Source organism: Streptomyces sp. NPDC049970 (assembly GCF_040660235.1).
Lineage (GTDB): Bacteria > Actinomycetota > Actinomycetes > Streptomycetales > Streptomycetaceae > Streptomyces.
Map to the genome: position 1 here is coordinate 340,645 of NZ_JBFALP010000005.1, position 25,852 is coordinate 366,496.

Genomic DNA, 25,852 nt, shown 5'->3' on the forward strand with positions numbered 1-25,852 from the left:
CCACAGGTTCTCCGGGGCCCCTTGTCCCGACCGATCGTTCGGTTACTCTAACTCCGTCCGTACATACCCGCCCGGCTCGACGAGGAGTTGGTCCGTGATGGCCGCCGCGCTTTCCCCTGAGAAGCTGTCCGAGATCCACCGCCCGACGCTCGACCAGGCACTCGAAGCGATCCGCTCTCGCGCCTACTGGTCCCCGCACCCCGAGCACCCGAAGGCCTACGGCGAGGGCGGTCTCCCCGGCAGCCTCGGCGCAGCCGAGGGCAAGGCCGCGTTCGACGCCGTGCTGAACACCCGGCTCGACTTCGGCCAGCCGGGTACCGACGGCTGGACCGGCGGGGAGGTCTCCCCGTACGGGCCCGAGCTCGGCGTCGAGTATCCGCACGCCGATCCGGACGTCCTGCTCCCCGCCATGAGCGCCGCGATGGGCTCCTGGCGTGCGGCGGGACCCGAGACCCGCGCCCTCGTCTGCCTGGAGATCATCGCCCGGATCAGTGCGCGCACGCACGAACTGGCCCACGCCGTGATGCACACCAGCGGGCAGGCGTTCGTGATGGCGTTCCAGGCGGGCGGCCCGCACGCCCAGGACCGCGGCCTGGAAGCGGTGGCCTACGCATACGAGGAGCAGACCCGCACTCCGCGTACCACCGACTGGTCGAAGCCCCAGGGCAAGCGCGACCCCCTCCGGCTGCACAAGTCCTACACGGCGGCGGGACGCGGCATCTCCCTGCTGATCGGCTGCAACACCTTCCCCACGTGGAACGGCTACCCCGGCCTCTTCGCGTCGCTGGCGACCGGCAATCCCGTGCTGGTCAAGCCGCACCCGCGTGCGGTCCTGCCCCTCGCGCTGACCGTTCAGCTTGCACGCGAGGTGCTGGCCGAATCGGGCTTCGACCCGAATCTCGTCGCGCTGGCGACCGAGCGCCCCGGCGAGGGCATCGCAAGGACACTGGCGGTACGGCCCGAGATCAAGATCATTGACTACACCGGTTCCACCGCCTTCGGCGACTGGCTGGAGACCAACGCCAGGCAGGCACAGGTCTACACCGAGAAGGCCGGCGTCAACACCATCGTCATCGACTCCACCGACGACTACCGGGGCATGCTCTCCAACCTGGCCTTCTCGCTCTCCCTCTACAGCGGCCAGATGTGCACGACGCCGCAGAACCTGCTCATTCCGTGGGACGGCATCACCACGGACGCGGGTGACAAGTCCTACGAGACCGTGGTGACGGACATCGCCGAGGCGGTGAACGGGCTCCTCGGTGACGACGCCCGGGCCAACGGGCTGCTCGGCGCCCTGGTGAATCCGGACGTGAGGGCCAGGCTGGAGGCCGCATCGGACCTAGGCGAGGTCGCCCTCGCCTCACGGCACGTGGCCAACCCCGACTTCCCCGACGCCGTGGTGCGGACGCCGGTGCTCGTCAAGCTCGACGGCTCCGAGCCGGACGACGGGGCGGCGTACCTCTCCGAGTGCTTCGGTCCCGTCTCGTTCGCCGTCTCCGTCAAGTCGACGGATCACGGCCTGGCACTGCTGCGCCGCACGATCAGGGAGAAGGGCGCCATGACGGTAGGGGCCTACACCACCTCCCCCGAAGTGGAGCGCGCGGTGGAGGACGTCTGCTTCGACGAGTCGGCTCAGCTCTCGCTCAACCTCACGGGCGGAGTGTTCGTCAACCAGACCGCGGCCTTCTCCGACTTCCACGGTTCGGGCGGCAACCCGGCGGCGAACGCGGCACTGTGTGACGGAGCGTTCGTGTCCAACCGCTTCCGGGTCGTGGAGGTACGCCGGCAGGCCTGAGTGCCTGTCCCTGCGGGTGGCAGGCAGACACGCGAAGCGGAACCCGGGAAGTGGAGGCGGTGGAGCGAACCCTCGCTCCACCGACCACCGACCACCGGTCCCGGTGCGCCGGCCACGGTCCCGCTCCACCCGTCAGTGGTCCCGTGGGTCCGGGATGTCCGCGTACCGCTGCACCCAGGCGTGCATCGCGATGGCTGCCGCCGCACCGGCATTGATCGACCGAGTCGAGCCGAACTGCGCGATCGAGCACACCATCGACGCGTGCTCGCGCGCCTCTTCCGTCAGCCCGGGACCCTCCTGCCCGAACAGCAGCACGCATCGGCGGGGAAGTTCGGTCCGCTCCAGCGGCACGGCCCCGGGAAGATTGTCGATACCGATGATCGGCAGCCCCTCGGCCTCAGCCCAGGCGGTCAGGTCCGCCGTATCCGGGTGGTGCCGTACATGCTGGTAGCGGTCGGTGACCATCGCGCCCCGGCGGTTCCACCGCCGCCGCCCCACGATGTGGATCTCCTTCGCGAGGAAGGCGTTGGCGGTGCGCACGACAGAACCGATGTTGAAGTCGTGGCCCCAGTTCTCCACCGCCACGTGGAAGTCGTGGCGCCGGAGATCGAGATCGGCGACGATCGCCTCGCGAGTCCAGTACCGGTAGCCGTCGCCCACGTTGCGCCGGTCACCGTGGGCGAGGAGCTCGTGATCGTAGTGGTCGGCCTCGGGCCAGGGGAGCGGATGAGGACCGACACCGATCTCGTTGCCGTACCCGTCGTCGTACTGGACGGCGTCCGCGGACGGATCCTTCGCCGCTGTGGACGGGGGCTCTTCTGCACTGCCGGTCTCGCTGGTCACCCGACGAGCGTATGGCCACTGGCCCCGCCGCCGCGCGGTGCCTCCCCCTCGTCCGTGCCGGCCCGCCGCTGTGCGGGCACGGGACGACGCTTCGGAGGCCGGGAGAACAGCCTCTGCCGACCGATCACGACCCTGCGCCCCAGCCACACGAGGAAGACCGTCGGCAGGAAGACGGCGTCCGCAGCGATCATCGCCATGGAGAAGAAGGGCAGACCCAGCAGGACCGCGATCCCGGCGTGCTCACCGATCATGAGGACCAGCAGCACGTTCTTGACGCGCCGGTTGAACAGTGTGAAGGGGAAGGCGACCTGCACGATGACCGTGGCGTACGTCATCACCATGACCGCCAGGGCGCTGGATGCCACAAGGCCGGAGAGCCCCGGCCACGGGGCGAAGTAGTCCAGCTTGAGGGGGTAGTAGATAGCCGTGCCGTCCTGCCAGCGGGATCCCTGGATCTTGTACCAGCCGGCGGTGGCGTAGATCAGGCACACCTCGGCCATGATCACGAGCAGGGCGACGTTGTGGGCGAGGTTGGCCACGACGTCGAGGAGGGTGCGCAGTTCGTGGCCTGGTGCGTAGCGGTTCAGGACCCACCAGCCGGCGTTGCCCAGCCAGAGCATCCACAGGAGGGACGGCAGCCACCAGGTGCCGCCGAGCCCGCCCAGGAGCGTGGCAGGGAGCAGCACGGCACCGAGAACGACCCACAGAATCGGGCCGACGACATCCCGGGGCGGTCCGGACCCCTCCGCGACTCTTGCGGCATCCCGCTCGGCACGGCGTGCGTCGAGCGACCAGACCCGCGCGCAGCGCGTCAGCACGAGGTAGATCGCCATCAGGTGGATGACGTTGTCGCCACCGTCACCCATGAAGATGCTGCGGTTCTGCAGGGAGAGCACTCCGACCATGAACAGCACCGACGTGCTCCGAGCACGCCAGCCGACCATCAGCAGTGCGGCCGACACCAGCGTGAGCATGAAGACGGTCTCGAACCAGATCGCGCTGTCCGACCACATCAACGCGGTGAAAGCACCGTTGTTGGCGATGAGCCGGTGGGCCATGTCCCAGCTCCACGGGCCGTCGGGACCGTACAACTCGTGGCGGTGGGGCAGCTCGCGCAGCAGGAAGAGCAGGCAGGTGGCGGAGATGCCGATCCGGACGACGGCGCTCTGGTAGGCGCCGAGAGGTCCTTCGGTGATGCGCTGGACGGCTCGGGCCGCCGCACGGCCGACCTCTCCCGCGTCAGGGACCCGGGTGGGGGCGCTCACTTCTCCGCCTCCGCGCCGCGCGATGCCTGATCCGGCGTGTTCGTGGTCACGGCGTTGTCCGCGGTCGGGTCCGTGTCGGTGTCGGTACGGGGAAGATCGGAGTCCCTGACGATCCACCACGGGAGTTCCCGGTAGTCCGGCTCCGTACTTATCTTCTCGTCGCTCCACGACGGGGCCCCCACGGAACGTACGGCGGACCGCACCTGAATGCGTTCGACCGCGCCGCCGTAGTCGTGTTCGGCGAGGCGCAGCATGACGATGCGGCGGATGTAGCGCTCGGACAGTTCCCCGCGCATGCCGTTCGGACGGTTCTCGCTGTCATGGGACCCCTTGAAGAAGTCCCAGGCACGGCGAAGCTCGTTCTGGTCGACATGACTGGGGAGGACGTTTCCGCGTATCGCAGCGCCGTCCTCACGCGAGAGGTCGATCCAGCGCGTGGTGCTGCGGCCCTCTGCACCACCGACCTCGGCACGCACCTGGACGGAGATGTTCTGCTGGAGCGGGTTGGGGGCGAACAGCTTCCAGTTCTGCTCGAACTCGGGGTAGACCCAGTCGTCGACCGCCTGACCGTGCTGCTTGGTGAGGGTGTTGGACGGCGCGACATGCAGGAAGATCATTGCCACATGTCCGCAGGCCAACACGCCCATGACGGACAGCGCGATGGCTGCCGCGACCTGGTAGGGCAGGGAGAGACCGGCCATTCCGCTCCCAGTCGGCTCTCCGCGCACGCCACCGGGTTCCGCCGCAGCAGTGACGCGCTCCAGGGCCCCGGGTTCCGGAACGACGTCCGCCGCTCCACCCGATATCCCCGCGGGTGGATCGCCCTCGCCCTCGCCCGCGTCCGTCACGGAGCCGGGGGGGTCCGGATGCGGTGCGGCGTCGGGACCGGCTTCCTGGGCGCTGCGGGGCTCGGCATCCCGGTCCAGGCGGGGGCCGCTGTTCCGAACTGCATCGGGGCGGTTCGTCGCACCGGGCCAGGAGAGCTTCTTCTCGTCTCCGGCACGCCCGCCGTGGTCCGCATCCATGCCGCCCCGCTCACCGTCGATCAACGCTCAGTTATCCACAGGGTTGACACCCTACGGGCCGCCGACTCACCATTGAAGCCAAGGAACCGAACGATCGGTCGGTAGGGAGCCCGGGATGGCGGCAGTGACTGCGGACCAGACGACGCAGAGGACAGCAGGCACGGCGGATCCGGTCGACGGGGCTCGCGCCGCGGCCTTCGACGCCACGGTGGCGGCAGATGACCGGATCGAGCCCAGGGACTGGATGCCCGACGCCTACCGGGCCACGTTGATCCGCCAGATGGCCCAGCACGCGCACTCCGAAATCATCGGCATGCAGCCCGAGGCCAACTGGATCTCGCGCGCGCCCTCCCTGCGCCGCAAGGCGATCCTCATCGCGAAGGTGCAGGACGAGGCAGGACACGGGCTGTATCTGTACAGCGCGGCGGAGACGCTGGGTACCAGCCGTGAGGAGCTGCTCGACAAGCTGCACGCCGGTCGGCAGCGCTATTCGTCGATCTTCAACTACCCGACGCTGACCTGGGCGGACGTCGGCGCGATCGGCTGGCTTGTGGACGGTGCGGCGATCACGAACCAGGTGCCGCTCTGCCGCTGCTCCTACGGCCCCTACGCACGGGCCATGGTCCGGATCTGCAAGGAGGAGTCCTTCCACCAGCGCCAGGGGTACGAACTGCTCCTCGCCCTCAGCCGGGGCACCCCTGCCCAGCACGAGATGGCGCAGGACGCGGTGAACCGCTGGTGGTGGCCCTCCCTGATGATGTTCGGCCCTCCCGACGACTCGTCGTCGCACTCCGCCCAGTCGATGGCCTGGAAGATCAAGCGCCACTCGAACGACGAGTTGCGCCGGCGCTTCGTCGACATCTGCGTCCCGCAGGCCGAGGCACTGGGCCTCAGCCTCCCCGACCCCGACATCCGGTGGAACGAAGACCTGGGGCAGCACGACTACGGAGCGATCGACTGGACGGAGTTCCAGGAGGTCCTCAAGGGCAACGGCCCCTGCAACGAGCAGCGCCTCGCCCAGCGGCGCACGGCCCACGAAGAGGGCGCATGGGTCCGCGACGCGGCAGCGGCCTACGCAGAGAAGCACGCGGCACAAACCGGGACCACCGGCGCGACCGCCCAGCCCGTGGAGGCGACCGCATGAGCAGCTCGACCGACTGGCCTCTGTGGGAGGTGTTCGTGCGATCCCGGCGCGGACTGTCCCACACCCATGCGGGCAGCCTGCACGCGCCGGATGCCGAGATGGCCCTGCGCAACGCCCGCGATCTGTACACACGCCGCTCCGAGGGGGTCTCCGTCTGGGTGGTCCCCTCCACCCAGGTGACGGCTTCGTCGCCGGACGAGAAGGATTCGTTCTTCGAACCCGCGGGCGACAAGCCCTACCGCCACCCCACGTTCTACGAGATCCCGGAAGGGGTGAAGCACCTGTGACCGCGGCCCTCGCCCTCGGCGACGACGCGCTGGTGCTCTCGCACCGACTGGGGGAGTGGGCCGGCCACGCCCCCGTCCTGGAGGAGGAGGTCGCCCTCGCCAACATCGCCCTGGATCTGCTCGGCCAGGCGAGGCTCCTCCTCTCGTTCGTGGGAGACGAGGACGAGCTGGCGTTCCTACGGGAGGAGCGCGCCTTCCGTAACGTCCAACTGGTGGAGCAGCCCAACGGCGACTTCGCCCACACCATCGCCCGCCAGCTCTACTTCTCTGTCTACCAGCACCTCCTGTACGAGCGAATGGCCGCAGGTGAAGGCGAGTTCGCCGACCTCGCGGCCAAGGCAGTCAAGGAAGTCGCCTACCACCGCGACCACGCCGAGCAGTGGGTTCTGCGGCTCGGTGACGGCACTGCGGAGAGCCATGAGCGCGCCCAGGTCGCGTTGGACGCTCTGTGGCGGTTCACCGGCGAACTGTTCGAGCCCGTGGAGGGTGTGGACATCGACTGGCAGTCCCTGCGCGACGACTGGCTGGCCGCCGTCACGGCCGTGGTGGAGCGGGCGACCCTGGTCCTGCCCTCGGGACCTCGTTCCGGGGCCTGGGCAGCGGGAGCGGGCAGGCAGGGCCTGCACACAGAGTCTTTCGGGCGGATGCTCGCCGAGATGCAGCATCTGCACCGCAGCCACCCGGGGGCGTCGTGGTGACCGCCGAGACACCGCTGGAGGCGGAGCTCCACAGGGTGGCGGGCTCGGTACCCGATCCCGAGCTCCCGGTCCTCACCCTGGACGAGCTCGGTGTGCTCCGAGGCGTGCGGGCCGACGGCCCGGGCCGGGTCACCGTGCGCCTGACTCCGACGTACACCGGGTGCCCCGCCATCGAGACCATGTCCACCGACATCGAGCGGGTGCTCCACGAGCATGGTGTGGCCGAGGTCGCCGTGGTCACGGTCCTAGCTCCGGCCTGGTCGACGAACGACATCAGCGACGAAGGACGCCGCAAGCTAGCGGAGTTCGGCATAGCCCCGCCTCGCCCCGCAGGCGGGGCGGGCGGCCCGGTCCCGTTGACACTCTCGGTGCGCTGCCCGCACTGCGGCTCCACGGACACGGAACTGCTGAGCCGGTTCTCCTCCACCGCGTGCAAAGCACTGCGCCGGTGCGTGGCGTGCCGTGAACCGTTCGACCACTTCAAGGAGTTGTAGATGTTCCATCCGCTCCGGGTCAGCGCCGTCGAACGGATCACGGACGACGCGGTGGCCGTCACCCTCGCCGTGCCCTCCGAGCTGCGCGAGACCTTCCGCCACAAACCCGGCCAACACCTCAACGTCCGTTACCGGCTCGGTGGTGAGGAGGTCCGCCGGTCGTACTCCATCTGTGCCCCGGCGACAGAGCGCCCGGGCGACCCGGCGCTGCGTGTGGGCATCCGTATGGTCGACGGGGGCGTGTTCTCCACGTACGCCCTCAAGGAACTGGCGGTCGGGGACCATGTGGAGGCGATGGCCCCGATGGGCCGCTTCGTCCTCGAGCCACGCCCCGGCCACTTCGCGGCGATCGTGGGCGGTAGCGGCATCACGCCCGTGCTGTCGATCGCGGCGACGCTGCTGGCACGCGAGCCACTGGCCCGTTTCTGTCTCATCCGGAGTGACCGGACGGCGGCCTCGACGATGTTCCTCGACGAGGTGGCCGACCTCAAGGACCGCTATCCGGATCGCTTCCAACTGGTGACCGCCCTGTCCCGGGAGGAGCAGGCCGCCGGTCTCCCCTCGGGCCGGCTGGATCGCGAGCGGCTCACCACGCTGCTGCCCGCCCTGTTGTCGGTGCCCGACGTGGACGGCTGGTTCCTGTGCGGCCCGCTCGGGCTGGTCCGGGAGGCAGAGGGCGCGCTCCGCGCACTCGGCACCGACCGGGCGCGCGTCCACCAGGAGATCTTCCACGTCGCCGACGAGACAACATCGCGTCCCGCGGCTGCGCAGGTGGCCGCCGCGACGGAGAGCCGCCTCACGGCGACCCTCGACGGACGGTCGGGCAGTTGGCCGGTGCAGGACGGCGAATCGCTGCTGGACACGGTTCTACGGAGCCGTGCGGACGCTCCGTACGCCTGCAAGGGCGGCGTCTGCGGGACCTGCCGGGCATTCCTGGTGTCGGGCGAAGTACGGATGGACCGCAACTACGCGCTCGAGCCGGAGGAGACCGGGGCAGGCTTCGTGCTGGCCTGCCAGTCACACCCCGTCACGCCGGAAGTGGAGATCGACTTCGACCGTTGAGGGGCCCGCTCAACGCCCGGAGCGGGAGGGAAAAGCCGGCCGTCAGAGGACGAAGGCCGAGTTCCCGGTGTCCGTGGTCATCGGACGCCCGGCACCGTCCCAGGCCAGCATGCCTCCGTCGATGTTCACGGCGTCGATGCCCTGCTGCACCAGGTACTGGGTGACCTGGGCGGACCGGCCGCCGACCCGGCACATCACGTGCACACGCCGCCCTTCACCGGCCGCTTCGGTCAGCTCACCGAAGCGGCCCACGAAGTCGCTCATGGGAATGTGAAGCGCACCCTCCACGTGCCCGGCCGCCCACTCGTCGTTCTCCCGGACGTCCAGCACAAGGCCGTCCGACGGAACCGCGGCGACATCCACCGAGGGCAGTGAAGCGTGATTCATAGGTCTGCCTTCTCTCGTACGTACGCGCGGATTCACGCGCGCCAAGTCACCCGGAACGCTACTGCACCAGGTCCGCCAGTTCGGCCTCGCGCCGGGACACGTCCGCGAGGAGCTTCTCGCCGATGTCGTCCAGCAGCCGGTCGGGATCGTCCGGTGCCATCCTGAGCATCGAGCCGATCGCGCTCTCCTCCAGCTCCTGGGCCAGAACGGTGAGCAGTTCCTTGCGACGGCTGAGCCAGTCGAGCCGGGCGTAGAGCTCCTCGCTCTCGCTCAGCCGCAGCTCCGGCGCCACCGGTCCGGCCGCCCACTCGGCTGCGAGCTCCTTCAGCAGAACGACGTCACCGCGTCCGTAGGCCGCGTTGACTCGGGCGATGAACTCGTCCCGCCGCGTGCGCTCCTTCTCGTCCGGTGCGAGATCCGGGTGGGCCTGGCGGGCCAGCTCGCGGTAGAGCTTGCGCGCCTCCTCACTCGGCCTGACCCGTTTGGGCGGCCGGACGGGCTGCTCGGTGAGCATGGCCGAAGCCTCGGGCGAGAGGCCGTCCGAATCCATCCAGTCGTGGAACAGCTCGTCGACCCCGGGCATCGGCATTACGATCGCCCGCGCCTCCTGAGCCTTGAGCACGTCTTCGGGATCGCCCGTCCTCGCGGCCCGTGCCTCCGCGATCTGCGCATCGAGCTCGTCCAGCCGGGCGTACATCGGGCCCAGCTTCTGGTGATGCAGCCGGGAGAAGTTCTCCACCTCGACCCGGAAGGTCTCCACCGCGATCTCGAACTCGATCAACGCCTGTTCGGCGACCCTGACCGCTTTCGCCAGGCGTTCCTCGGGCCGGGGAGCGGAACCCTCACCCGTCGGTGCCTCACCGCCCGCGCCGAAGCCCTCGTCTCCCACGGGCCCAGCACCCGCCTCACCAGCCGTGGCGGCGGCCTGCGGCCCCTGGCCGGTATCCGCCCGCAGGTCGTCACCCTGGGACGCGCCCTGCGCGCGCTGAGGCTCGTCCTGCCGGTCCTGGTCCTGCCGGTCTTCGTCGTTCCGGGTGGTCGGCACCCCGGCGGCTTCGTGGGTCACCCGTCCAGCGTATGGCCATGGCGCACCACGAGGACACCAGGCGCCGGCGCAGCCCGGTCAGACATCGAGCTCGGCGGCTATTCGCCCGGCTCGGACCGCGCGAACGAGCTCGGCATGGTCCGCCTCGGTCCTGTCGGCATAGGTGACGGCGAAGTCGGCGACCGCCGCGTCCAACTCGGCGTTCTTACCGCAGTAGCCCGCGAGCAGTCTGGGATCGGCACTGTGCGCATGCGCCCGGGCGAGCAGCGCCCCGGTCATCCGCCCGTAGTCGTCGACCTGGTCAGCCGCGAGCGCGGCCGGGTCCACGCTGCCCTTGCGGTTTCTGAACTGGCGCACCTGGTAGGGACGCCCGTCGACTTCGGCCCAGCCGAGCAGTATGTCGCTGACCACCTGCATCCGCTTCTGCCCGAGCACCACCCTGCGCCCCTCGTGCTCCACGGCCGGCACGTCGAAGCCGACCTTCGGGAGGTAGGGCGAGAGCGCCGACGGACGTGACTCCTTCACTTGCAGCACCAAGGGCTCGCCACGGTGATCGAGCAGCAGCACCACGTAGGACCGGGTCCCCACACTGCCCGTCCCGACCACCCGGAAGGCCACATCGTGAATCGCGTAGCGGGCCAGCAGCGGAACCCTGTCCGCCGAGATCGTCCCGAGGTATCCCTCGAGTCCGGCCGCCACCGCAGCCGCCTCCTCGTCCGGCACCCGGCGCAGCACGGGCGGCGCGTCCACGAAGCGGCGGCCCCCGTCCTCGCACTCCTCGGTGGACTTGGCCGCGAAACGGGCGCTCGTGTTGTTGCGTGCCTTCGCGGACACCCGCTCCAGCGTCCCCAGCAGGTCGCGAGCGTCCGTGTGCGAGACGAGCTCCTCGTCCGCGATGGCGTTCCAGGCGTCCAGAGCGGGCAGGCCGGCCAGCAGACGCATCGTGCGGCGATACGCCCCCACGGTGTCGAACGCTCCCTGTCGGCACGTGTCCTCGTCCGCCCCGGCTTCGCGCCCGGCGAGCACCAGTGAGGTGGCGAGCCGCTTCAGATCCCACTCCCAGGGGCCGAACACGGTCTCGTCGAAGTCGTTGAGGTCGATGACGAGGTTGCCCCGCGCATCGCCGTACAGGCCGAAGTTGGCCGCGTGCGCGTCGCCGCAGAGCTGGGCGCCCACTCCCGTGACCGGTGTGCCCATCAGGTCATGGGCCATCAGCCCGGCCGAGCCGCGCAGGAACGCGAACGGAGTCGCCGCCATCCGCCCCACGCGTATCGGTGTCAGTCCCGGCACCCGGCCGAGGTTCGACTCCTCGACGGCCTCCACCGCGTCCGGTCGGCCTGCGGGTAGGTCCAGCGAACTGTGCGCAGAGCGGGGGACCTTGCGTCTGAGTGCCTTGCCGGATGCCTTCTGGGACAGCTCACCGGGCCCGCCCTGCCGCGCGCCTTCCACTGCTCGTCGCGCGAACCCGGGCACGATCGGGATGCGTCGCGCTCCCACCGTCCGCTGTGCCGGCACGATCGCCTCGACCTCGCCCACGGAACGCCGCCTCCCCGCCTCGTCCAGCCCGGTCCAACATCAACTGCGGACGACGTTACAACCGTTGCGCAACCAGCGTCTGCCCCTGTGGACAACCTCGGTGCCGACCTGTGGGGAACTGCCCGGCCAAGGGGCCGCTGCGGAAATGCCGGTACACAGTGCGGAGGCGGAGCGGGGCTGCCCGTCGGCCATTCCCGGCCGCTGACCGGTCTGCCTACCAGACATTCCCCCCGCCGACGGCATCCACCGACCACCTGCCCACAGCTCCGGAACCCCCGACCCGACCGCCCGTTGCCCCTGCCCCTGCCCCTGCCCCTGAACGGGACCGCCCACGGATCCGGGTCGGCAGCGGATCAGTGGGCGGCGACGGATCCGGTTCGGCCACGGATCAGACCCCGACCGCCTCCTCCATCTCCTCCTCGGCAGCGGCCGACATCCGCGCGACCGCCACCACGCGCTCCCGCTCCGCGGCGTCGCGACGCCTCTTCGCCTCCGCCAAGCCGGCGACCCCCGTCACGGCCAGCCCGGCGACGAACCACAGGGCCAGCACCAACACGTGTCCGCCCAGCGCGTGACCACCGAAGTACACGTGGCTGCGTACGCCTTCGACGAAACCCGCACCGTTCCAGAAGGCGTGGAGGGATCCGAAGAAGCCGGGCTGGAGTTCGGGCCGGAATATGCCACCCGAGCTCGTGAAGTTGAGCATGACGAAGAGCGTCATCACGCCGAGCGTGGTCCAGCGCTTGAGGAAGGTGTGCAGTCCGACCCCGATCAACAGGATTCCAGCCGAGTAGAGCCACGCCATCGCCCAGAGCCCGCCCAGCCCCTGGTCGACCAGCCCGAACACCGGTCCCGCGAACGCGGCCCCGATCGCGCTGACCACGAGCGCGGTTCCGACCGCGAGCGCGGCCCTGATCCGCAGAGCCAGCACCGCTCCCGCACCACCTATCACCGCGACCGACGCGTACGACCCGATACTGACCGCGACCAGCAGGAAGAAGATCCCCTGGCCGGTCGGATCCCCGTCGGCCGTGGGCGCGACATCGGTCATCCGCAGCGGCGAACCCTGCTCGGCGGCGACCTCGGTGAACACCTTCTGGACGACCGTTGCGCTGGTGTCCGACGAGGCGCTGGCGACCATCAGCTCGGGGCTGCTCCCAGGCAGATAGGCACCGTAGCTCTGCTGCGTCCTGAGGTGGCTCTCGGCGGTATCGCGGTCGGCTACCGTACGCACACTCAGCGCACCGTCGCCCCTGTCCTGCAAGCTCTGCGCAAGCACCTGGGCGCTCGCTCCGGAACCGACGACCTCCACTCCGAGGTCGTGCGGCTCAGGAGCGTGGAAGGCCCCCAGATAGGCGAGCCCCATACCTATGCACATCAGCAGCGGCGTCACGAGGTGGCTGAACACGTGGCGCAGCGCACCGGCGTCGGCGCGGGAACTCGTACCTGCGGACATACGGCCACTCCTCCAAAGGTTGGCTTTTACAACTTCCCATTCGTTGTATCATACAACTACAATCCCGAAAGGCGACGACGTGACAGGCACCCCCCGGGCACGCGAGGACTCACTGGACGTCATCCAGCGCGAACTGACGGCTTTCGCGCGCCGCGCACGCGCGACGGCGGCACAGCTCCATCCCGATCTGCCGTTGGTCCCGTACACGCTGCTCGCCCACATCGAGCACCGGCGCGGCTGCCGCGCGGCGGACCTCGCGACCCACTTCATGCTGGACAAGTCGACGGTGAGCCGACAGGTCGCCGCCTTGGAGAAGCTGAGCCTGATCGAGCGCCACCCGGACCCGGACGACCACCGCATCCAGGTGCTGCATCCCACCGCCGCCGGATCCCAGGTACTCGCCTCCACCCAGGCCAGCCGCCGCGCCGCCTACCGTGAGCGGCTCGGCGAATGGACGTCGGACGATCTCACCCGGTTCGCCGACTACCTGCTGCGCTACAACTCGGCAGCTAAGAGCGCGAACCCGCGGCTGCCCCCCGACCAGCACCGCCCCTGAAACACAGCTGGACCAGGTGATCACCGCTGGCCTCGCCGTCGATCCCACGGATCCCGCCCCCGACGGGCAGGCCACCGCTGCGACCGGCGTCGAGGACTCGCGCACCTCCGGCGCCCCACCCGAGGATTGCGAGTTGATCCAGAAAATCGCCCGATCAGGCGTTGCCTGGAAGACGCGGGGACGGAGGCCCGGAAGTCGACTTCGCCACCGACGACACAAGGGAAACATCGCCACCAAACAGCGCTATGCCCCACGGACACGATGTTTCACGTGAAACACCCGCTTCTCCGGCCGATGCCACGACAGATGCGTGTTTCATCACAGCGACGTAGGCGTTCGTAAGCCCCAGCGCGCAGCAGTCGACAAAGCCTCCGAAGACCGGCAACTCCCCCGACTCACAGACGGCCGGGATGCCGAAATCGCGCCGGACCAGGGACGCACCGCCCGCTCGACCCCGACCGCCCGTCCCGATCGAGAGGCCCGCGCGCGGGCCCAGCAGAACCGGTGGCAACCATGAGCGGCGAAAACGAAGAACCCCCACACCGAATCTTTCCGGTGCGGGGGTTCTGTCGAACCTGTCCGGCGGTCGCAAGCGACTACCTTTGTGCGCGAGGGGGGATTTGAACCCCCACGTCCCTAAGGACACTGGCACCTGAAGCCAGCGCGTCTGCCGTTCCGCCACTCGCGCATAAGTGGTGTTCCAGACTCTCTCACTGCTCGGTGCGAGCGCCTGGCGACAAACGGAAGATTAGCACGCTGGACAGGGTGGATTCACATCCGTTGTTTCGCCCGACCCACGGAGGGAAGCGGGAACGCGGGAAGCCGACACCCACTTCTCCTGGGTGCACCCGGAGTGCGGGACACTGTCAGGAGGCCACCTCTACGATCCGTGTGAGAGGTGACACTCATCCACTGTGCAGACAAGGGGAACCAGCCGATTTCCCGACGCGTGGATACGATCAGCAAGCAGTTCACGAATGACGACACCGGAGGAGGTGCCCCATGGGAGTCATGAAGCGTTTCGAGCAGCGTCTCGAAGGTCTGGTCAACGGCACCTTCGCCAAGGTCTTCAAGTCCGAGGTGCAGCCGGTCGAGATCGCGGGAGCCCTCCAGCGCGAGTGCGACAACAACGCGACGATCTGGAACCGCGAGCGGACCGTGGTGCCCAACGACTTCATCGTCGAGCTCAGCACCCCCGACTACGAGCGGCTCAGCCCGTACTCCGGACAGCTCGGCGACGAGCTGGCGGGTCTTGTGCGCGACTACGCCAAGCAGCAGCGGTACACCTTCATGGGACCGATCAAGGTCCATCTGGAGAAGGCGGACGACCTGGACACCGGTCTCTACCGCGTCCGCAGCCGGACCTTGGCGTCGAGTTCGTCACAGCAGGGCGGCCCTGCCTCCCACGCCCAGCCGGAACGGCCCGCAGCCCCACAGGGGCAGGGCGGTTACGGCTACCCACCATCCGCCGCTCCGCCCATGCCCGCGGCTCCGCCGCCGGGCTCCGGGCGCTCCGGAGGCCCTTCCAGCGACTGGCGCCCGCCGGCTGCGTCCGGGCCCATGCCGGACTCCCAGGTACGGCGCTGGATCGAGATCAACGGCACCCGCCATCAGATCTCCCGCCCGACGTTGGTGATGGGACGAAGCACCGACGCCGACGTGCGGATCGACGACCCCGGCGTATCCCGCCGGCACTGTGAGATCCGGACCGGAACGCCCTCGACGATCCAGGATCTCGGGTCTACCAACGGCATCGTGGTAGACGGGCAGCACACCACCCGCGCTACGCTCCGCGACGGCTCGCGGATCGTCGTGGGCAACACGACCATCGTTTACCGGCAAGCCGAAGGGTGAAGCGGGGGCAATGTCAGAGCTGACCCTGACGGTCATGCGGCTAGGTTTCCTAGCTGTTCTGTGGCTATTCGTAATCGTGGCCGTCCAGGTCATCCGCAGCGACCTGTTCGGTACGCGCGTCACGCAGCGCGGCTCACGCCGCACTGCCGCCGACGCGCGCCCGCAGCAGGCTCGCCAACAGCAAGCGGCGCCGCCTCAGCAGCGCCAGCAGTCCGGACGCCAGCGCCGTGGAGCACCCACCAAGCTGGTCGTCTCGGAAGGCATCCTCACCGGCACCACGGTCGCGCTCCAGGGGCAGACCATCACCCTGGGCCGGGCGCACGACTCAACGATCGTGCTGGACGACGACTACGCGTCCAGCAGGCATGCCAGGATCTACCCGGACCGTGACGGCCAGTGGATCGTCGAGGATCTAGGGTCCACCAACGGCACGTATCTCGACCGGACCCGGCTCACCACCCCGACACCTGTTCCGCTGGGCTCGCCGATCCGCATCGGCAAGACAGTCATCGAGCTGCGGAAGTAGTACGACAATGAGCGAGCGGAGCGAGCGAGCCGCGGCGGTCCTGACGACGGACCCGGCCCGGCTCCCGACCGGAGGGTGGGCAGTGTGGCTCGAGACCGGCTGTACCCCGAGCCGACGGGCGAGGTGCGCATGAGCTTGTCACTGCGCTTCGCCGCCGGATCGCACAAGGGCATGATCCGGGAAGGGAACGAGGACTCCGGTTACGCCGGCCCCCGCCTTCTCGCCATCGCCGACGGCATGGGCGGCCAGGCGGCCGGCGAGGTCGCCAGCTCCGAGGTGATCTCCACACTCGTCCAGCTGGACGACGACGTCCCCGGCTCCGACATCCTCACCTCGCTCGGCACGGCGGTGCAGCGGGCCAACGACCAGCTGCGCGTCATGGTCGAGGAGGACCCCCAGCTGGAGGGCATGGGCACGACGCTCACCGCCCTCCTCTGGACAGGTCAGCGCCTCGGCCTGGTGCACGTCGGTGACTCCCGCGCGTACCTTCTGCGCGACGGCGTACTGACGCAGATCACCCAGGACCACACCTGGGTGCAGCGTCTCGTCGACGAGGGCAGGATCACCGAGGAAGAGGCCACCACCCACCCGCAGCGCTCCCTGCTGATGCGGGCACTGGGCAGTGGCGACCACGTGGAGCCCGACCTCTCCATCCGTGAGGTCCGCGCGGGCGACCGCTATCTGATCTGCTCGGACGGGCTTTCCGGCGTCGTCTCGCACCAGACGATGGAAGAGACCCTGGCCAGCTACCAGGGACCGCAGGAAACCATCCAGGACCTCATCCAGCTCGCCCTGCGCGGCGGTGGTCCCGACAACATCACCTGCATCGTCGCCGACGTCCTCGACGTGGACAGCAACGACACCCTCGGTGGCCAGCTCAACGACACCCCGGTCATCGTCGGTGCGGTCGCCGAGAACCAGGCCGCCCAGGCGAACGACGGACGGGCCATGGAGACGCCGGCAGGGCGTGCGGCCGGCCTCGGCCGCCCCGTGCCGCCTCCCGCCGGCGGCTTCGGGCCTCCCGGCAGCGGGGACGACATGGGCTACGACCCGGGTCCCGACGGCTCCTTCGACTCGTACACCGACGAGGACTTCGTCAAGCCCCGCGGCGGCCGCAGGTGGCTGAAGCGGTCGTTCTACATCGTGCTGGCCCTGGCCGTCATCGGCGGCGGCGTCTACGGCGGTTACCGCTGGACCCAGACGCAGTTCTACGTCGGCACGAAGGACGACAACGTCGCCCTGTACCGCGGCATCAGCCAGGACCTCGCCTGGGTCTCTCTCTCGAAGGTCGAGGAGAACACCGAGGTCGAACTCAAGTACCTCCCGCCCTACCAGCGCAAGCAGGTCGAGGCGACCATCGCCGAGGGCAACCTCACCGATGCCCGCAAGAAGGTCGGCGAACTCGAAGCACAGGCCGCCGCCTGCAAGAAGGACGCGCAGCGCCGCGCTGCCGAGGCGGACACCAATGCCGCCAAGGACCCGAGCGAAGCGAACAAGACCACCGACAGCACTTCCGCCAAGTCCCCCGCCAAGGGGACCAAGACGACCGCGACTCCCACTCCCGGCCCCAGCCTCTCGGAGGAAGAGAAGAAGCTGGTCCCGCAGTGCGGTAAGCAGTAAAGCCGTAGGGGGCCTTCAGCACCATGAGCGTTGTCACCAACACCACCACCATCGGCGCGATCGACGCGCCGAGCCGCCGCAACACCGAGCTGGCGCTGGTCGCTTTCGCCGTACTGATCTCGGTGTTCGCGTACGCCAACGTGGGCCTCGCCCTCAACGGAGAACTGCCCGCCGGGATGCTCGGGTACGGGCTGGGCCTCGCGCTGCTCGGCGGTGTGGCACATCTCGCGGTGCGGAGGTTCGCTCCGTACTCCGACCCGCTGCTGCTTCCGCTGGCGACTCTGCTGAACGGTCTGGGACTGGCATTCATCTGGCGGCTGGACCAGTCGGAACGATTCCAGGCTCTCAAGACGTTCGCCCCGGCCGCCTCCAAGCAGCTGATCTTCTCCGCGGCCGGTGTCGCACTGCTGGTGGTCGTCCTGCTGGTGCTCAAGGACCACCGGATCCTGCAGCGCTACACCTACATCTCCATGCTGGTCGCGCTGTTCCTGCTGATCCTTCCGATGTTCTTCCCGGCAGTGAACGGCGCCAAGATCTGGATCAAGATCCCCGGAGTCGGCACGATCCAGCCGGGAGAGTTCGCGAAGATCATCATCGCGGTCTTCTTCGCCGGCTACCTCATGGTCAAGCGCGACGCCCTCGCCCTGGCCAGCCGCCGGTTCATGGGGCTGTACCTGCCTCGCGGCCGTGACCTCGGGCCGATTCTCATGGTCTGGGCCTTCTCGATCCTGATCCTGGTCTTCGAGACCGACCTCGGGTCGTCCCTGCTGTTCTTCGGCATGTTCGTCGTCATGCTGTACGTCGCCACCGAGCGCACCAGCTGGATCGTCTTCGGTCTGCTGATGTCCGGAGCCGGAGCCGTCGGTGTGGCCACCTTCGAACCGCACGTGCAGGACCGTGTCACCGCCTGGCTCGACCCCTTCGCAGGATGGGGCGTGGAACCGGCGAGCGAGCAGATGGCCAAGTCGTTGATGGCCTTCGGCTCCGGCGGCACGCTCGGCACCGGCCTCGGTCAGGGCAACTCGGACCTGATCGGATTCGCGGCGAACTCCGACTTCATCCTCGCCACCGTCGGCGAGGAGCTCGGGCTCGCCGGTATGATGGGAGTCCTGCTCGTCTACGGTCTGATCGTCGAGCGTGGCGTCCGTACGGCGCTGGCCGCCCGTGATCCCTTCGGCAAGCTCCTCGCGATCGGCCTCTCCGGCTCCTTCGCCATCCAGGTCTTCGTCGTCGCCGGCGGTGTCATGGGTCTCATCCCGCTGACCGGTATGACGATGCCGTTCCTCGCGGCCGGCGGTTCGTCCGTCATCGCCAACTGGGCCCTCATCGGCATCCTGATCAGGATCAGCGACACCGCACGCCGGCCCGCGCCTGCCCCCGCACCGTCCCCGGACGCCGAAATGACCCAGGTGGTCCGACCGTGAACAAGCCGCTCCGCAGGATCGCCATCTTCTGCGGCATCCTCGTCCTCGCCCTGCTCGTCCGCACGAACTACGTCCAGTACGTCCGCGCCGACGAGCTCAACTCGAACGAGCACAACCGCCGCGTCCAGATCGAGCGCTACGCCCACGAGCGCGGCAACATCATCGTCGACGGTGAGCCCGTGACGGGCTCGGTCGAGACCGAGGACAGCGACTTCAAGTACAAGCGCGTCTGGAAGAACGGCCCCATGTGGGCGCCCGTCACCGGCTACTCCTCGCAGGCCTTCGACTCCTCGCAGCTGGAGAGCATCGAGGACGGCATCCTCACGGGCAACGGCGACCAGCTCTTCTTCGACCGCACGCTGTCGATGTTCACCGGCGAGAAGAAGACCGGCGGCAACATCGTCACCACCCTCGACGGTGCCGCCCAGAAGGCCGCCTTCAAGGGCCTCGGCGACAAGAAGGGCGCCGTCGCCGCGATCGATCCCCAGACCGGCGCCATCCTGGCGCTCGCCAGCACACCCTCGTACGACCCCTCGGTCTTCGCCGGCAACTCGCTCAAGGACTCGGACGCCCGGCAGAAGCTCCTGGACGACAAGGACAAGCCGATGCTGAACCGGGCCCTGCGGGAGACCTACCCGCCCGGCTCGACGTTCAAGGTGGTCACGGCGTCCGCGGCGCTGGAGAACGGCCTGTACACCGACATCGACGCGAAGACGGACTCCCCGCTGCCCTGGCGCCTCCCGCAGTCGACCAACCTGCTGCAGAACGAGGGCAACATCCCCTGCAAGGACGCCTCCCTCCGGGAAGCGCTGCGCTGGTCCTGCAACACGGTCTTCGGCAAGATGAGCGACGACGTCGGCAACGAGAAGATGATCGAACAGGCCGGAAAGTTCGGCTTCAACGACGAGGTCTTCACTCCGACCCGCGCCGACGCCAGCATCTACCCGAAGGACAACCAGCCGCAGAACGCCATGGCGGGCATCGGCCAGGCCTCCAACCGGGCCACGCCGCTCCAGATGGCCATGGTGGCGTCCGCGATCGCCAACGACGGCAAGCTCATGCAGCCGTACATGGTCGCCCAGCGCCAGGCCCCCAACCTGGACGTCATCTACACGCACGAGAAGGAGCAGCTCAGCCAACCCCTCTCGGCGGAGAACGCCCAGAAGGTGCAGCAGATGATGGAGACCGTGGTCAAGGACGGCACGGGAACCAACGCCCAGATCGACGGCGTCACAGTCGGTGGCAAGACCGGTACCGCGCAGCACGGCCTGAACAACAGCGAGAAGCCGTACGCCTGGTTCATCTCGTACGCCAAGACCGACAGCGGCTCTCCGGTCGCGGTGGCCGTGGTCGTCGAGGACGGCAACGCCAACCGGGACGACATCTCGGGTGGCGGCCTGGCCGCCCCTATCGCCAAGAACGTGATGAAGGCGGTACTCGACGGAAAGAGGTGACACCCGTCACAACTTCTGTCCACACCGGCGCATTGGGATACCGGTCGGATATCAGCTGAAGGGTGCGGGCCGATCACACCGGGCGTGCCCGGTAGCGTATGCGCGAACAGCGCACCGCCGGACCACACACGGGTGCGGTCGGGACTGACGGAGAGGGCTGGATCAGTTATGGAAGAGCCGCGTCGCCTCGGCGGCCGGTACGAGCTGGGCTCGGTGCTCGGCCGTGGTGGCATGGCCGAGGTCTACCTCGCGCACGACACCCGGCTCGGCCGCACCGTCGCTGTGAAGACGCTGCGGGCCGATCTCGCCCGCGATCCGTCCTTCCAGGCACGGTTCCGCCGTGAGGCCCAGTCCGCCGCATCGCTCAACCACCCCGCGATCGTCGCCGTCTACGACACCGGCGAGGACTACGTCGACGGGGTCTCCATCCCGTACATCGTGATGGAGTACGTCGACGGTTCGACGCTCAGAGAGCTTCTGCACTCCGGCCGCAAGCTGCTGCCCGAGCGGACTCTCGAGATGACCGTCGGGATCCTGCAGGCACTGGAGTACTCGCACCGGGCCCAGATCGTCCACCGGGACATCAAGCCGGCGAACGTCATGCTGACGCGTACCGGGCAGGTCAAGGTCATGGACTTCGGCATCGCCCGTGCCATGGGCGACTCCGGCATGACGATGACCCAGACCGCCGCGGTCATCGGCACCGCCCAGTACCTCTCCCCTGAGCAGGCCAAGGGCGAACAGGTCGACGCGCGTTCCGACCTGTACTCCACCGGTTGCCTGCTCTACGAACTGCTCGCCGTCCGGCCCCCGTTCGTCGGTGACTCACCTGTAGCGGTCGCCTACCAGCACGTGCGCGAGGAGCCGCAGCCTCCGAGCAACTTCGACTCCGAGATCACGCCCGAGATGGACGCGATCGTCCTCAAGGCGCTCACCAAGGACCCCGACTACCGCTACCAGTCGGCCGACGAGATGCGCGCTGACATCGAGGCCTGCCTCGACGGCCAGCCGGTAGCGGCCACGGCGGCCATGGGCGCCGCGGGCTACGGCGGCTACAACGCCTACAACAACGACCAGCCCACCACGGCCATGCGCGCGGACCCGAACGGCGCCCAGACGTCGATGCTCCCGCCGGTCAACCCGGACGACGGCGGCTACGGCTACGACGACCGCCCGGACCGCCGACGCCAGAAGAAGAGCAACACCTCGACGATCCTCCTGGTCGTCGCGGGCGTCCTCGTGCTCATCGGGGCCATCCTGATCGGCCGTGCGGTCTTCACCGACAGCGAGGGCGAGAGCGGCAAGACCGCCGCACCGAACATGGTCGGCACCACGTTCGAGAAGGCGCAGAGACTCGCGGAGAACGCCGGCGTCGAGGTGAAGATCGGTTCCAAGGAACCGTGCGAGGCGCAGGAGAAGGACAAGATCTGCAGTCAGTCCCCGTCGCCCGACGCCAGCATGAAGACGGGCGAGACCGTCACCCTGGTCGTCTCCACCGGTGCGCCGAAGGTCGAGGTCCCGGACGTCGTCGACGACACCGAGGAGAGCGCCCGTAAGGCCCTCGAGGACAAGGGCTTCACGGTGAACGTCAAGTCCGCGGAGTCCGAGAAGACTCCGGACACGATCATCGCGCAGGACCCCGAGGGCGGTTCGAAGGTCGAGAAGGACTCCGAGGTCACGATCACCGTGGCCAAGAAGACGACCCAGAACGTACCCGGTGTGGTCGGCAGGTCGTTCGCCGACGCCGAGGCCCAGCTGAAGGGTGTGGGCTTCGCCAACGTCTCCAGGACCGACGTGGACTCGGACCAGCCGGCCGGCACCGTGATCGAGCAGACACCGGCGGCGAACAGCAAGGAGGCCAAGGACACCCAGATCGTCCTCAAGGTCTCCAAGGGTCCGCCGCAGCCTGAGCAGGTCACCGTCCCGGGTGACCTGCAGGGCAAGCGGTACAAGGACGCGAAGTCCGCGCTCGAAGGCCTTGGCCTGGTGGTCGCGCTCGCCCCCAACTCGTCGGACAAGCCGAACGCGCTGGTGGTGCAGTCCGATCCGGCCCCCAACAGCCAGGTGGCCAAGGGCAGCACCGTCACCCTCACCACCATCGGCGGTGGCGGAGGCGGCGACGGGAACATCTTCGGCGGGCCCAACGGCCAGGCGGACTGACCGCGTAGCGCCGAACGTACGGCGAAAGGGCCCCGGTCACCTTCGAGGTGACCGGGGCCCTTCGTCGCTCCCGGAGCCGGTTCCCGAGGCCCGGAGCGACGCGGTCCGTGTTCTCACCGGCCGAGCGCGCTCTCACCGGCCGAGCGCGCTCTCACCGGAGAACTGCCGCCCGCCGGGCGTCAGCGCAGCTCCGCGGGTTTCGTCCGGTCCCTGTCCACCTTCTCGGTGCGCACCAGCTCGCCCCAGACGATGTAGCGGTACTTCGACGTGTACACGGGGGTGCACGTGGTGAGCGTGATGTAGCGGCCGGGCTTCTTCACACCCGACTCCTTGGGCACCGAGGCGATGACGTCGACGTCGTACTTCGACGTCTGCGGAAGCTTCGCGTAGACCTTGTAGACGTACCAGGTGTCCTTGGTCTCGAAGACGACCGCGTCGCCCTTCCTCACCTTGTCGATGTTGTGGAACTTGGCGCCGTGCCCGTCCCGGTGTGCGGCGAGCGCGAAGTTTCCCCGCTCGGCGGAGGGCAGGGCCGACTTCACGGGGTCCGTGTAGTAGCCGGCGACGCCGTTGTTGAGCGTGGCGGTGTCGGTGCCCTTTCCGACCAGCACCTCGCCGTTCTTCATGGCGGGCACGTGGAGGAAGCCGATGCCGTCCCCGGTGTCCAGTGCGCCCGGACCCCCTGCCCAACGGTCGCGGACCGTGTTGCCCTGCTTGTCCGCCTCACGGTCCGCGAGCACGTTGGTCCACCACAGCGAGTAGACGACGAACAGCCCCAGCACCAGGCCGGCGGTGATGAGCAGTTCGCCGAAGAGGCTCACCGCCGTCGCGACGGGATGCCGGCTCCTGCTCCGCTTCGGGGGCGCCGGCGCATCGGCACGCTCGTCCTGTTCGGTCCTCGCTGCCACCGCACCCGCCCCTGTCGTGATGTCGTCCAGCCCGCGTCAGCCGACGAGTGCGTCGGGCTTGCCCTCGCTCCGCGGCCGCTCTTCGACCATTTTGCCCCACACGATCATTCGGTACGTACTCGTGAATTCCGGCGTGCAGGTCGTCAGCGTGATGTACCTGCCCGGGGCGTCGAAGCCCGAGCCCGGGGGCACTTCGTCGATCACGGCGACGTTGGACGGTGACGTCTGCGGGAGGATGCTCGTCATCTCGTACGTGTAGTAGGCGTCCTGGGTCTCGACCACGATCGGATCGCCCGGCTTCAACTTGTTGATGTAGCGGAAGGGCTCGCCGTGGGTGTTGCGGTGGCCCGCCACCGCGAAGTTGCCCTGCTTCGCCGACGGCATCGCGGTCTTCAGCTTGCCCTCGCCGTAATGGCCGACCATGCCGCGGTCGAGGACCTTCTCCTTGCTGATGCCCTCGGCGATCGGGGCGACCACGTCCAGTTCGGGGATGTGCATGATGGCGAATCCCTGGCCGGGCTCGAAGACGCCGGGGCTCCGCTCGCCGCTCGCCCAGTCGTCCTGGATCTTGTGCGTCTCCCGGCCGGCGATCTGGTCGGCCCGGACGTTGGTCCACCACAGCTGGTACGTGACGAACAGGAGCATCAGCACACCGAAGGTGATGAAGACTTCGCCGACGACCCGGCTGGCCACGACGGCCGGGCTGTCCTTGGCCGCACGGGCAGCGCGCCGCGCCTCCAGGCGCGACATCGGGGCCGCGGGCCCCGCCGCGCCGGATACGGCGACGCGCTCGGGTTCCGCCCGCCGTCTGCCGCGCCCCTTGGCCGCCCTACGGCGCTCAGCCCTGCCGCCCGTCGCGCCCGTCGGCAGGATTCCGGGAGCGGTCGTCGAGGAGTCAGGTACCTCCCGGCCGGAAACGGCCCGCGTGTCGGCCGTCCGCAGGCCGATGGTCTCGTCGCTCGGGGCCGGCGGCGACGCCTCCGCAGGCTCCTTGACCGGTGTCGGCGTGGGGCCGGGTCCGGGTATCGCGGTCCCGAGTCCGGGCATCACCGTCGTCGCCTCGTCGGCCCCTGACGCAGGAGCCGCACCAGGCCGCTGCTGCCCGTACCAGTCGCGTTGGTAGCCCTCCGGGTCATACCACTCGCCCGGGGCCTCCACGGGCGCCTGAGCCGCGGTTACGGGCGTCCGGGACGCCTCCGCCCCGGCTTGGCCGGTCTCCGCCGGGAACCAAGGTGAGGCATGCGGCCCGGGCAGCGGGTCGTTCAGTGGATCGGCGAGCCGTTCCACCGCCGCCTCGAACGTGCCGTCGGGCTCGTACGCTCCCTGCGCGTGCGAGCCTTCCTGCCCGGCGTCGGGGCGGAGTGAGGTCACGCCGCGGCCTTGCCCACCACCGGGGCGAGCCCCACCGATCTCTCGACGGCGCCGATGTCGCCGCACTGCTCCAGCCAGTTGGCGAGCATCAGGTGCCCGTGCTCCGTGAGTACCGACTCGGGATGGAACTGCACCCCCTCCACCGCCTGTTCGCGGTGGCGCAGCCCCATGATGATGCCGTCGGCGGTGCGTGCGGTGACCTCGAGCTCCGGCGGTACGGTCGCGGGCTCGGCTGCGAGCGAGTGGTAGCGCGTGGCGGTGAACGGGGACGGCAGACCGGCGAACACGCCCTTGCCCTCGTGCAGTACGGGCGAGGTCTTGCCGTGCAGCAGCTCCGGAGCCCGGTCCACGACACCGCCGTACGCGACGGCCATCGACTGCATGCCCAGGCAGACGCCGAAGACCGGAACGCCGCTCCGCGCGCAGTGGTGGACCATCTCGATGCAGACACCGGCCTGTTCGGGCGTGCCTGGTCCTGGAGACAGCAGCACCCCGTCGAAGCCGTCGTCGGCGTGTGCCGTGGTCACCTGGTCGTTGCGTACGACCTCGCACTCGGCGCCGAGCTGGTAGAGGTACTGGACGAGGTTGAAGACGAAGCTGTCGTAGTTGTCGACGACGAGAATGCGTGCGTTCACTGCCCGGCCCCCGCTCCGCCGGTGCCTTCGCCGTCCACCGTCACGTCACCGAACGGGAGCAGCGGCTCCGCCCAGGGGAAGACGTACTGGAAGAGCGCGTAGACAACCGCCAAGGCGAGCACGAGCGAGATGAATCCCCGCACCCATGCGCTGCCCGGCAGATGCCGCCAGATCCAGCCGTACATGCTGTTGCCTCCATTCGGTACGGCACCAGACTAAACGGCCCGGGCACAGGCGGGGGTCAGCTGTGGAAAGCCACTCGTACGGTGTCCGCCACAGGCCCCTACGGGCCTCGCCGTGCCGG

General features: G+C 68.9%; 24 protein-coding genes and 1 tRNA gene. 13 read left to right on the top strand and 12 right to left on the bottom strand.

All coding sequences use genetic code 11. From position 1 onward, the window contains the following. The first annotated feature begins 97 nt into the window (after positions 1–97). Entirely contained in the window at positions 98–1,798 is a 1,701-nt protein-coding gene (gene paaN / locus AB0I83_RS12720; protein WP_363304565.1) for a phenylacetic acid degradation protein PaaN, read from the top strand. A gap of 132 nt (positions 1,799–1,930) precedes the next feature. Here paaN and AB0I83_RS12725 read toward each other — a convergent pair whose 3' ends face one another. Genes AB0I83_RS12725 through AB0I83_RS12735 form a run of 3 tightly spaced genes read right to left on the bottom strand, consistent with a single transcriptional unit; the run spans position 1,931 to position 4,931 of the window. After that, a complete protein-coding gene (locus tag AB0I83_RS12725) occupies positions 1,931–2,641 on the bottom strand; it encodes a TrmH family RNA methyltransferase (protein ID WP_363304566.1) in 711 nt (236 codons plus the stop codon). Further along, positions 2,638–3,906 carry an HTTM domain-containing protein gene (locus AB0I83_RS12730; RefSeq protein WP_356534574.1) on the bottom strand — a complete coding sequence of 423 codons (1,269 nt, stop codon included), beginning with the start codon at positions 3,904–3,906 and terminating at the stop codon, positions 2,638–2,640. The genes AB0I83_RS12725 and AB0I83_RS12730 overlap by 4 nt, the downstream gene beginning before the upstream one ends. After that, the gene (locus AB0I83_RS12735; protein WP_363304567.1) at positions 3,903–4,931 is read right to left on the bottom strand and encodes a DUF5819 family protein; all 1,029 of its coding nucleotides are present in this window, start codon (positions 4,929–4,931) and stop codon (positions 3,903–3,905) included. Before AB0I83_RS12735 ends, AB0I83_RS12730 begins: the two co-directional genes overlap by 4 nt. A 115-nt stretch (positions 4,932–5,046) precedes the next feature. On the opposite strand from AB0I83_RS12735, the gene paaA reads away from it, so the two are divergent. The 5 genes from paaA to AB0I83_RS12760 are packed head-to-tail and all read left to right on the top strand — an operon-like array spanning position 5,047 to position 8,616. Next, positions 5,047–6,075 (top strand): 1,2-phenylacetyl-CoA epoxidase subunit PaaA, encoded by a 1,029-nt coding sequence (paaA, locus tag AB0I83_RS12740; protein ID WP_363304568.1) that lies wholly within the window; start codon positions 5,047–5,049, stop codon positions 6,073–6,075. Continuing rightward, the gene (paaB, locus tag AB0I83_RS12745) at positions 6,072–6,362 is read left to right on the top strand and encodes a 1,2-phenylacetyl-CoA epoxidase subunit PaaB (RefSeq protein ID WP_356534571.1); all 291 of its coding nucleotides are present in this window, start codon (positions 6,072–6,074) and stop codon (positions 6,360–6,362) included. The genes paaA and paaB overlap by 4 nt, the downstream gene beginning before the upstream one ends. Further along, positions 6,359–7,060 (top strand): 1,2-phenylacetyl-CoA epoxidase subunit PaaC, encoded by a 702-nt coding sequence (paaC, locus tag AB0I83_RS12750; RefSeq protein ID WP_356534570.1) that lies wholly within the window; start codon positions 6,359–6,361, stop codon positions 7,058–7,060. Before paaB ends, paaC begins: the two co-directional genes overlap by 4 nt. After that, the gene (paaD, locus tag AB0I83_RS12755) at positions 7,057–7,554 is read left to right on the top strand and encodes a 1,2-phenylacetyl-CoA epoxidase subunit PaaD (protein ID WP_363304569.1); all 498 of its coding nucleotides are present in this window, start codon (positions 7,057–7,059) and stop codon (positions 7,552–7,554) included. The genes paaC and paaD overlap by 4 nt, the downstream gene beginning before the upstream one ends. Continuing rightward, positions 7,555–8,616, top strand: a complete 1,062-nt coding sequence (locus AB0I83_RS12760) for a 2Fe-2S iron-sulfur cluster-binding protein (protein ID WP_363304570.1) — start codon at positions 7,555–7,557, stop codon at positions 8,614–8,616. 42 nt (positions 8,617–8,658) lie between these two features. Here AB0I83_RS12760 and AB0I83_RS12765 read toward each other — a convergent pair whose 3' ends face one another. From AB0I83_RS12765 to AB0I83_RS12780, 4 genes are all read right to left on the bottom strand, one after another. Then, positions 8,659–9,003, bottom strand: a complete 345-nt coding sequence (locus AB0I83_RS12765) for a rhodanese-like domain-containing protein (RefSeq protein WP_356534565.1) — start codon at positions 9,001–9,003, stop codon at positions 8,659–8,661. Positions 9,004–9,061: 58 nt separating this feature from the next. Then, positions 9,062–10,069 (bottom strand): J domain-containing protein, encoded by a 1,008-nt coding sequence (locus AB0I83_RS12770; protein WP_363304571.1) that lies wholly within the window; start codon positions 10,067–10,069, stop codon positions 9,062–9,064. Between the two features lie 57 nt (positions 10,070–10,126). Beyond that, positions 10,127–11,584: a DUF2252 domain-containing protein gene (locus AB0I83_RS12775; RefSeq protein WP_363304572.1), complete on the bottom strand. Its 1,458-nt coding sequence runs from the start codon at positions 11,582–11,584 to the stop codon at positions 10,127–10,129. 388 nt (positions 11,585–11,972) lie between these two features. Then, complete coding sequence (locus AB0I83_RS12780; protein ID WP_356841155.1) at positions 11,973–13,040, bottom strand: hypothetical protein; 1,068 nt, start codon at positions 13,038–13,040, stop codon at positions 11,973–11,975. Between the two features lie 79 nt (positions 13,041–13,119). On the opposite strand from AB0I83_RS12780, the gene AB0I83_RS12785 reads away from it, so the two are divergent. Beyond that, positions 13,120–13,596 (top strand): MarR family winged helix-turn-helix transcriptional regulator, encoded by a 477-nt coding sequence (locus AB0I83_RS12785; protein ID WP_363304573.1) that lies wholly within the window; start codon positions 13,120–13,122, stop codon positions 13,594–13,596. Positions 13,597–14,201: 605 nt separating this feature from the next. Here AB0I83_RS12785 and AB0I83_RS12790 read toward each other — a convergent pair. Continuing rightward, positions 14,202–14,284: transfer RNA gene (locus tag AB0I83_RS12790), tRNA-Leu, on the bottom strand. 314 nt (positions 14,285–14,598) lie between these two features. Between AB0I83_RS12790 and AB0I83_RS12795 the strand changes: the two genes are divergently transcribed. The 6 genes from AB0I83_RS12795 (at position 14,599) to pknB (ending at position 22,634) form a co-directional block, all read left to right on the top strand. Then, positions 14,599–15,450, top strand: a complete 852-nt coding sequence (locus AB0I83_RS12795) for a DUF3662 and FHA domain-containing protein (protein ID WP_356841153.1) — start codon at positions 14,599–14,601, stop codon at positions 15,448–15,450. A gap of 10 nt (positions 15,451–15,460) precedes the next feature. Continuing rightward, positions 15,461–15,976 (top strand): FHA domain-containing protein, encoded by a 516-nt coding sequence (locus tag AB0I83_RS12800; protein WP_356534557.1) that lies wholly within the window; start codon positions 15,461–15,463, stop codon positions 15,974–15,976. 129 nt (positions 15,977–16,105) lie between these two features. After that, a complete protein-coding gene (locus AB0I83_RS12805; protein WP_356841151.1) occupies positions 16,106–17,596 on the top strand; it encodes a Stp1/IreP family PP2C-type Ser/Thr phosphatase in 1,491 nt (496 codons plus the stop codon). Between the two features lie 23 nt (positions 17,597–17,619). Continuing rightward, positions 17,620–19,020, top strand: a complete 1,401-nt coding sequence (locus tag AB0I83_RS12810; RefSeq protein ID WP_356534553.1) for an FtsW/RodA/SpoVE family cell cycle protein — start codon at positions 17,620–17,622, stop codon at positions 19,018–19,020. After that, positions 19,017–20,474 (top strand): penicillin-binding transpeptidase domain-containing protein, encoded by a 1,458-nt coding sequence (locus AB0I83_RS12815; RefSeq protein WP_363304574.1) that lies wholly within the window; start codon positions 19,017–19,019, stop codon positions 20,472–20,474. Before AB0I83_RS12810 ends, AB0I83_RS12815 begins: the two co-directional genes overlap by 4 nt. A 168-nt stretch (positions 20,475–20,642) precedes the next feature. Further along, positions 20,643–22,634, top strand: coding sequence for a Stk1 family PASTA domain-containing Ser/Thr kinase (gene pknB / locus AB0I83_RS12820; RefSeq protein ID WP_356841150.1), 1,992 nt, complete (start codon positions 20,643–20,645; stop codon positions 22,632–22,634). A 179-nt stretch (positions 22,635–22,813) separates the two neighbouring features. Here the strand turns inward: pknB and AB0I83_RS12825 are convergent, their stop codons facing one another. Genes AB0I83_RS12825 through AB0I83_RS12840 form a run of 4 tightly spaced genes read right to left on the bottom strand, consistent with a single transcriptional unit; the run spans position 22,814 to position 25,733 of the window. Then, on the bottom strand, positions 22,814–23,542 hold the full coding sequence (locus AB0I83_RS12825; RefSeq protein WP_363304575.1) for a class E sortase: 729 nt from the start codon (positions 23,540–23,542) through the stop codon (positions 22,814–22,816). Positions 23,543–23,578: 36 nt separating this feature from the next. Beyond that, positions 23,579–24,913 (bottom strand): class E sortase, encoded by a 1,335-nt coding sequence (locus AB0I83_RS12830; protein WP_363304576.1) that lies wholly within the window; start codon positions 24,911–24,913, stop codon positions 23,579–23,581. Continuing rightward, entirely contained in the window at positions 24,910–25,548 is a 639-nt protein-coding gene (locus AB0I83_RS12835; protein ID WP_356841147.1) for an aminodeoxychorismate/anthranilate synthase component II, read from the bottom strand. Before AB0I83_RS12835 ends, AB0I83_RS12830 begins: the two co-directional genes overlap by 4 nt. Continuing rightward, positions 25,545–25,733, bottom strand: coding sequence for a hypothetical protein (locus AB0I83_RS12840; protein WP_356534546.1), 189 nt, complete (start codon positions 25,731–25,733; stop codon positions 25,545–25,547). Before AB0I83_RS12840 ends, AB0I83_RS12835 begins: the two co-directional genes overlap by 4 nt. Positions 25,734–25,852 lie beyond the last annotated feature (119 nt).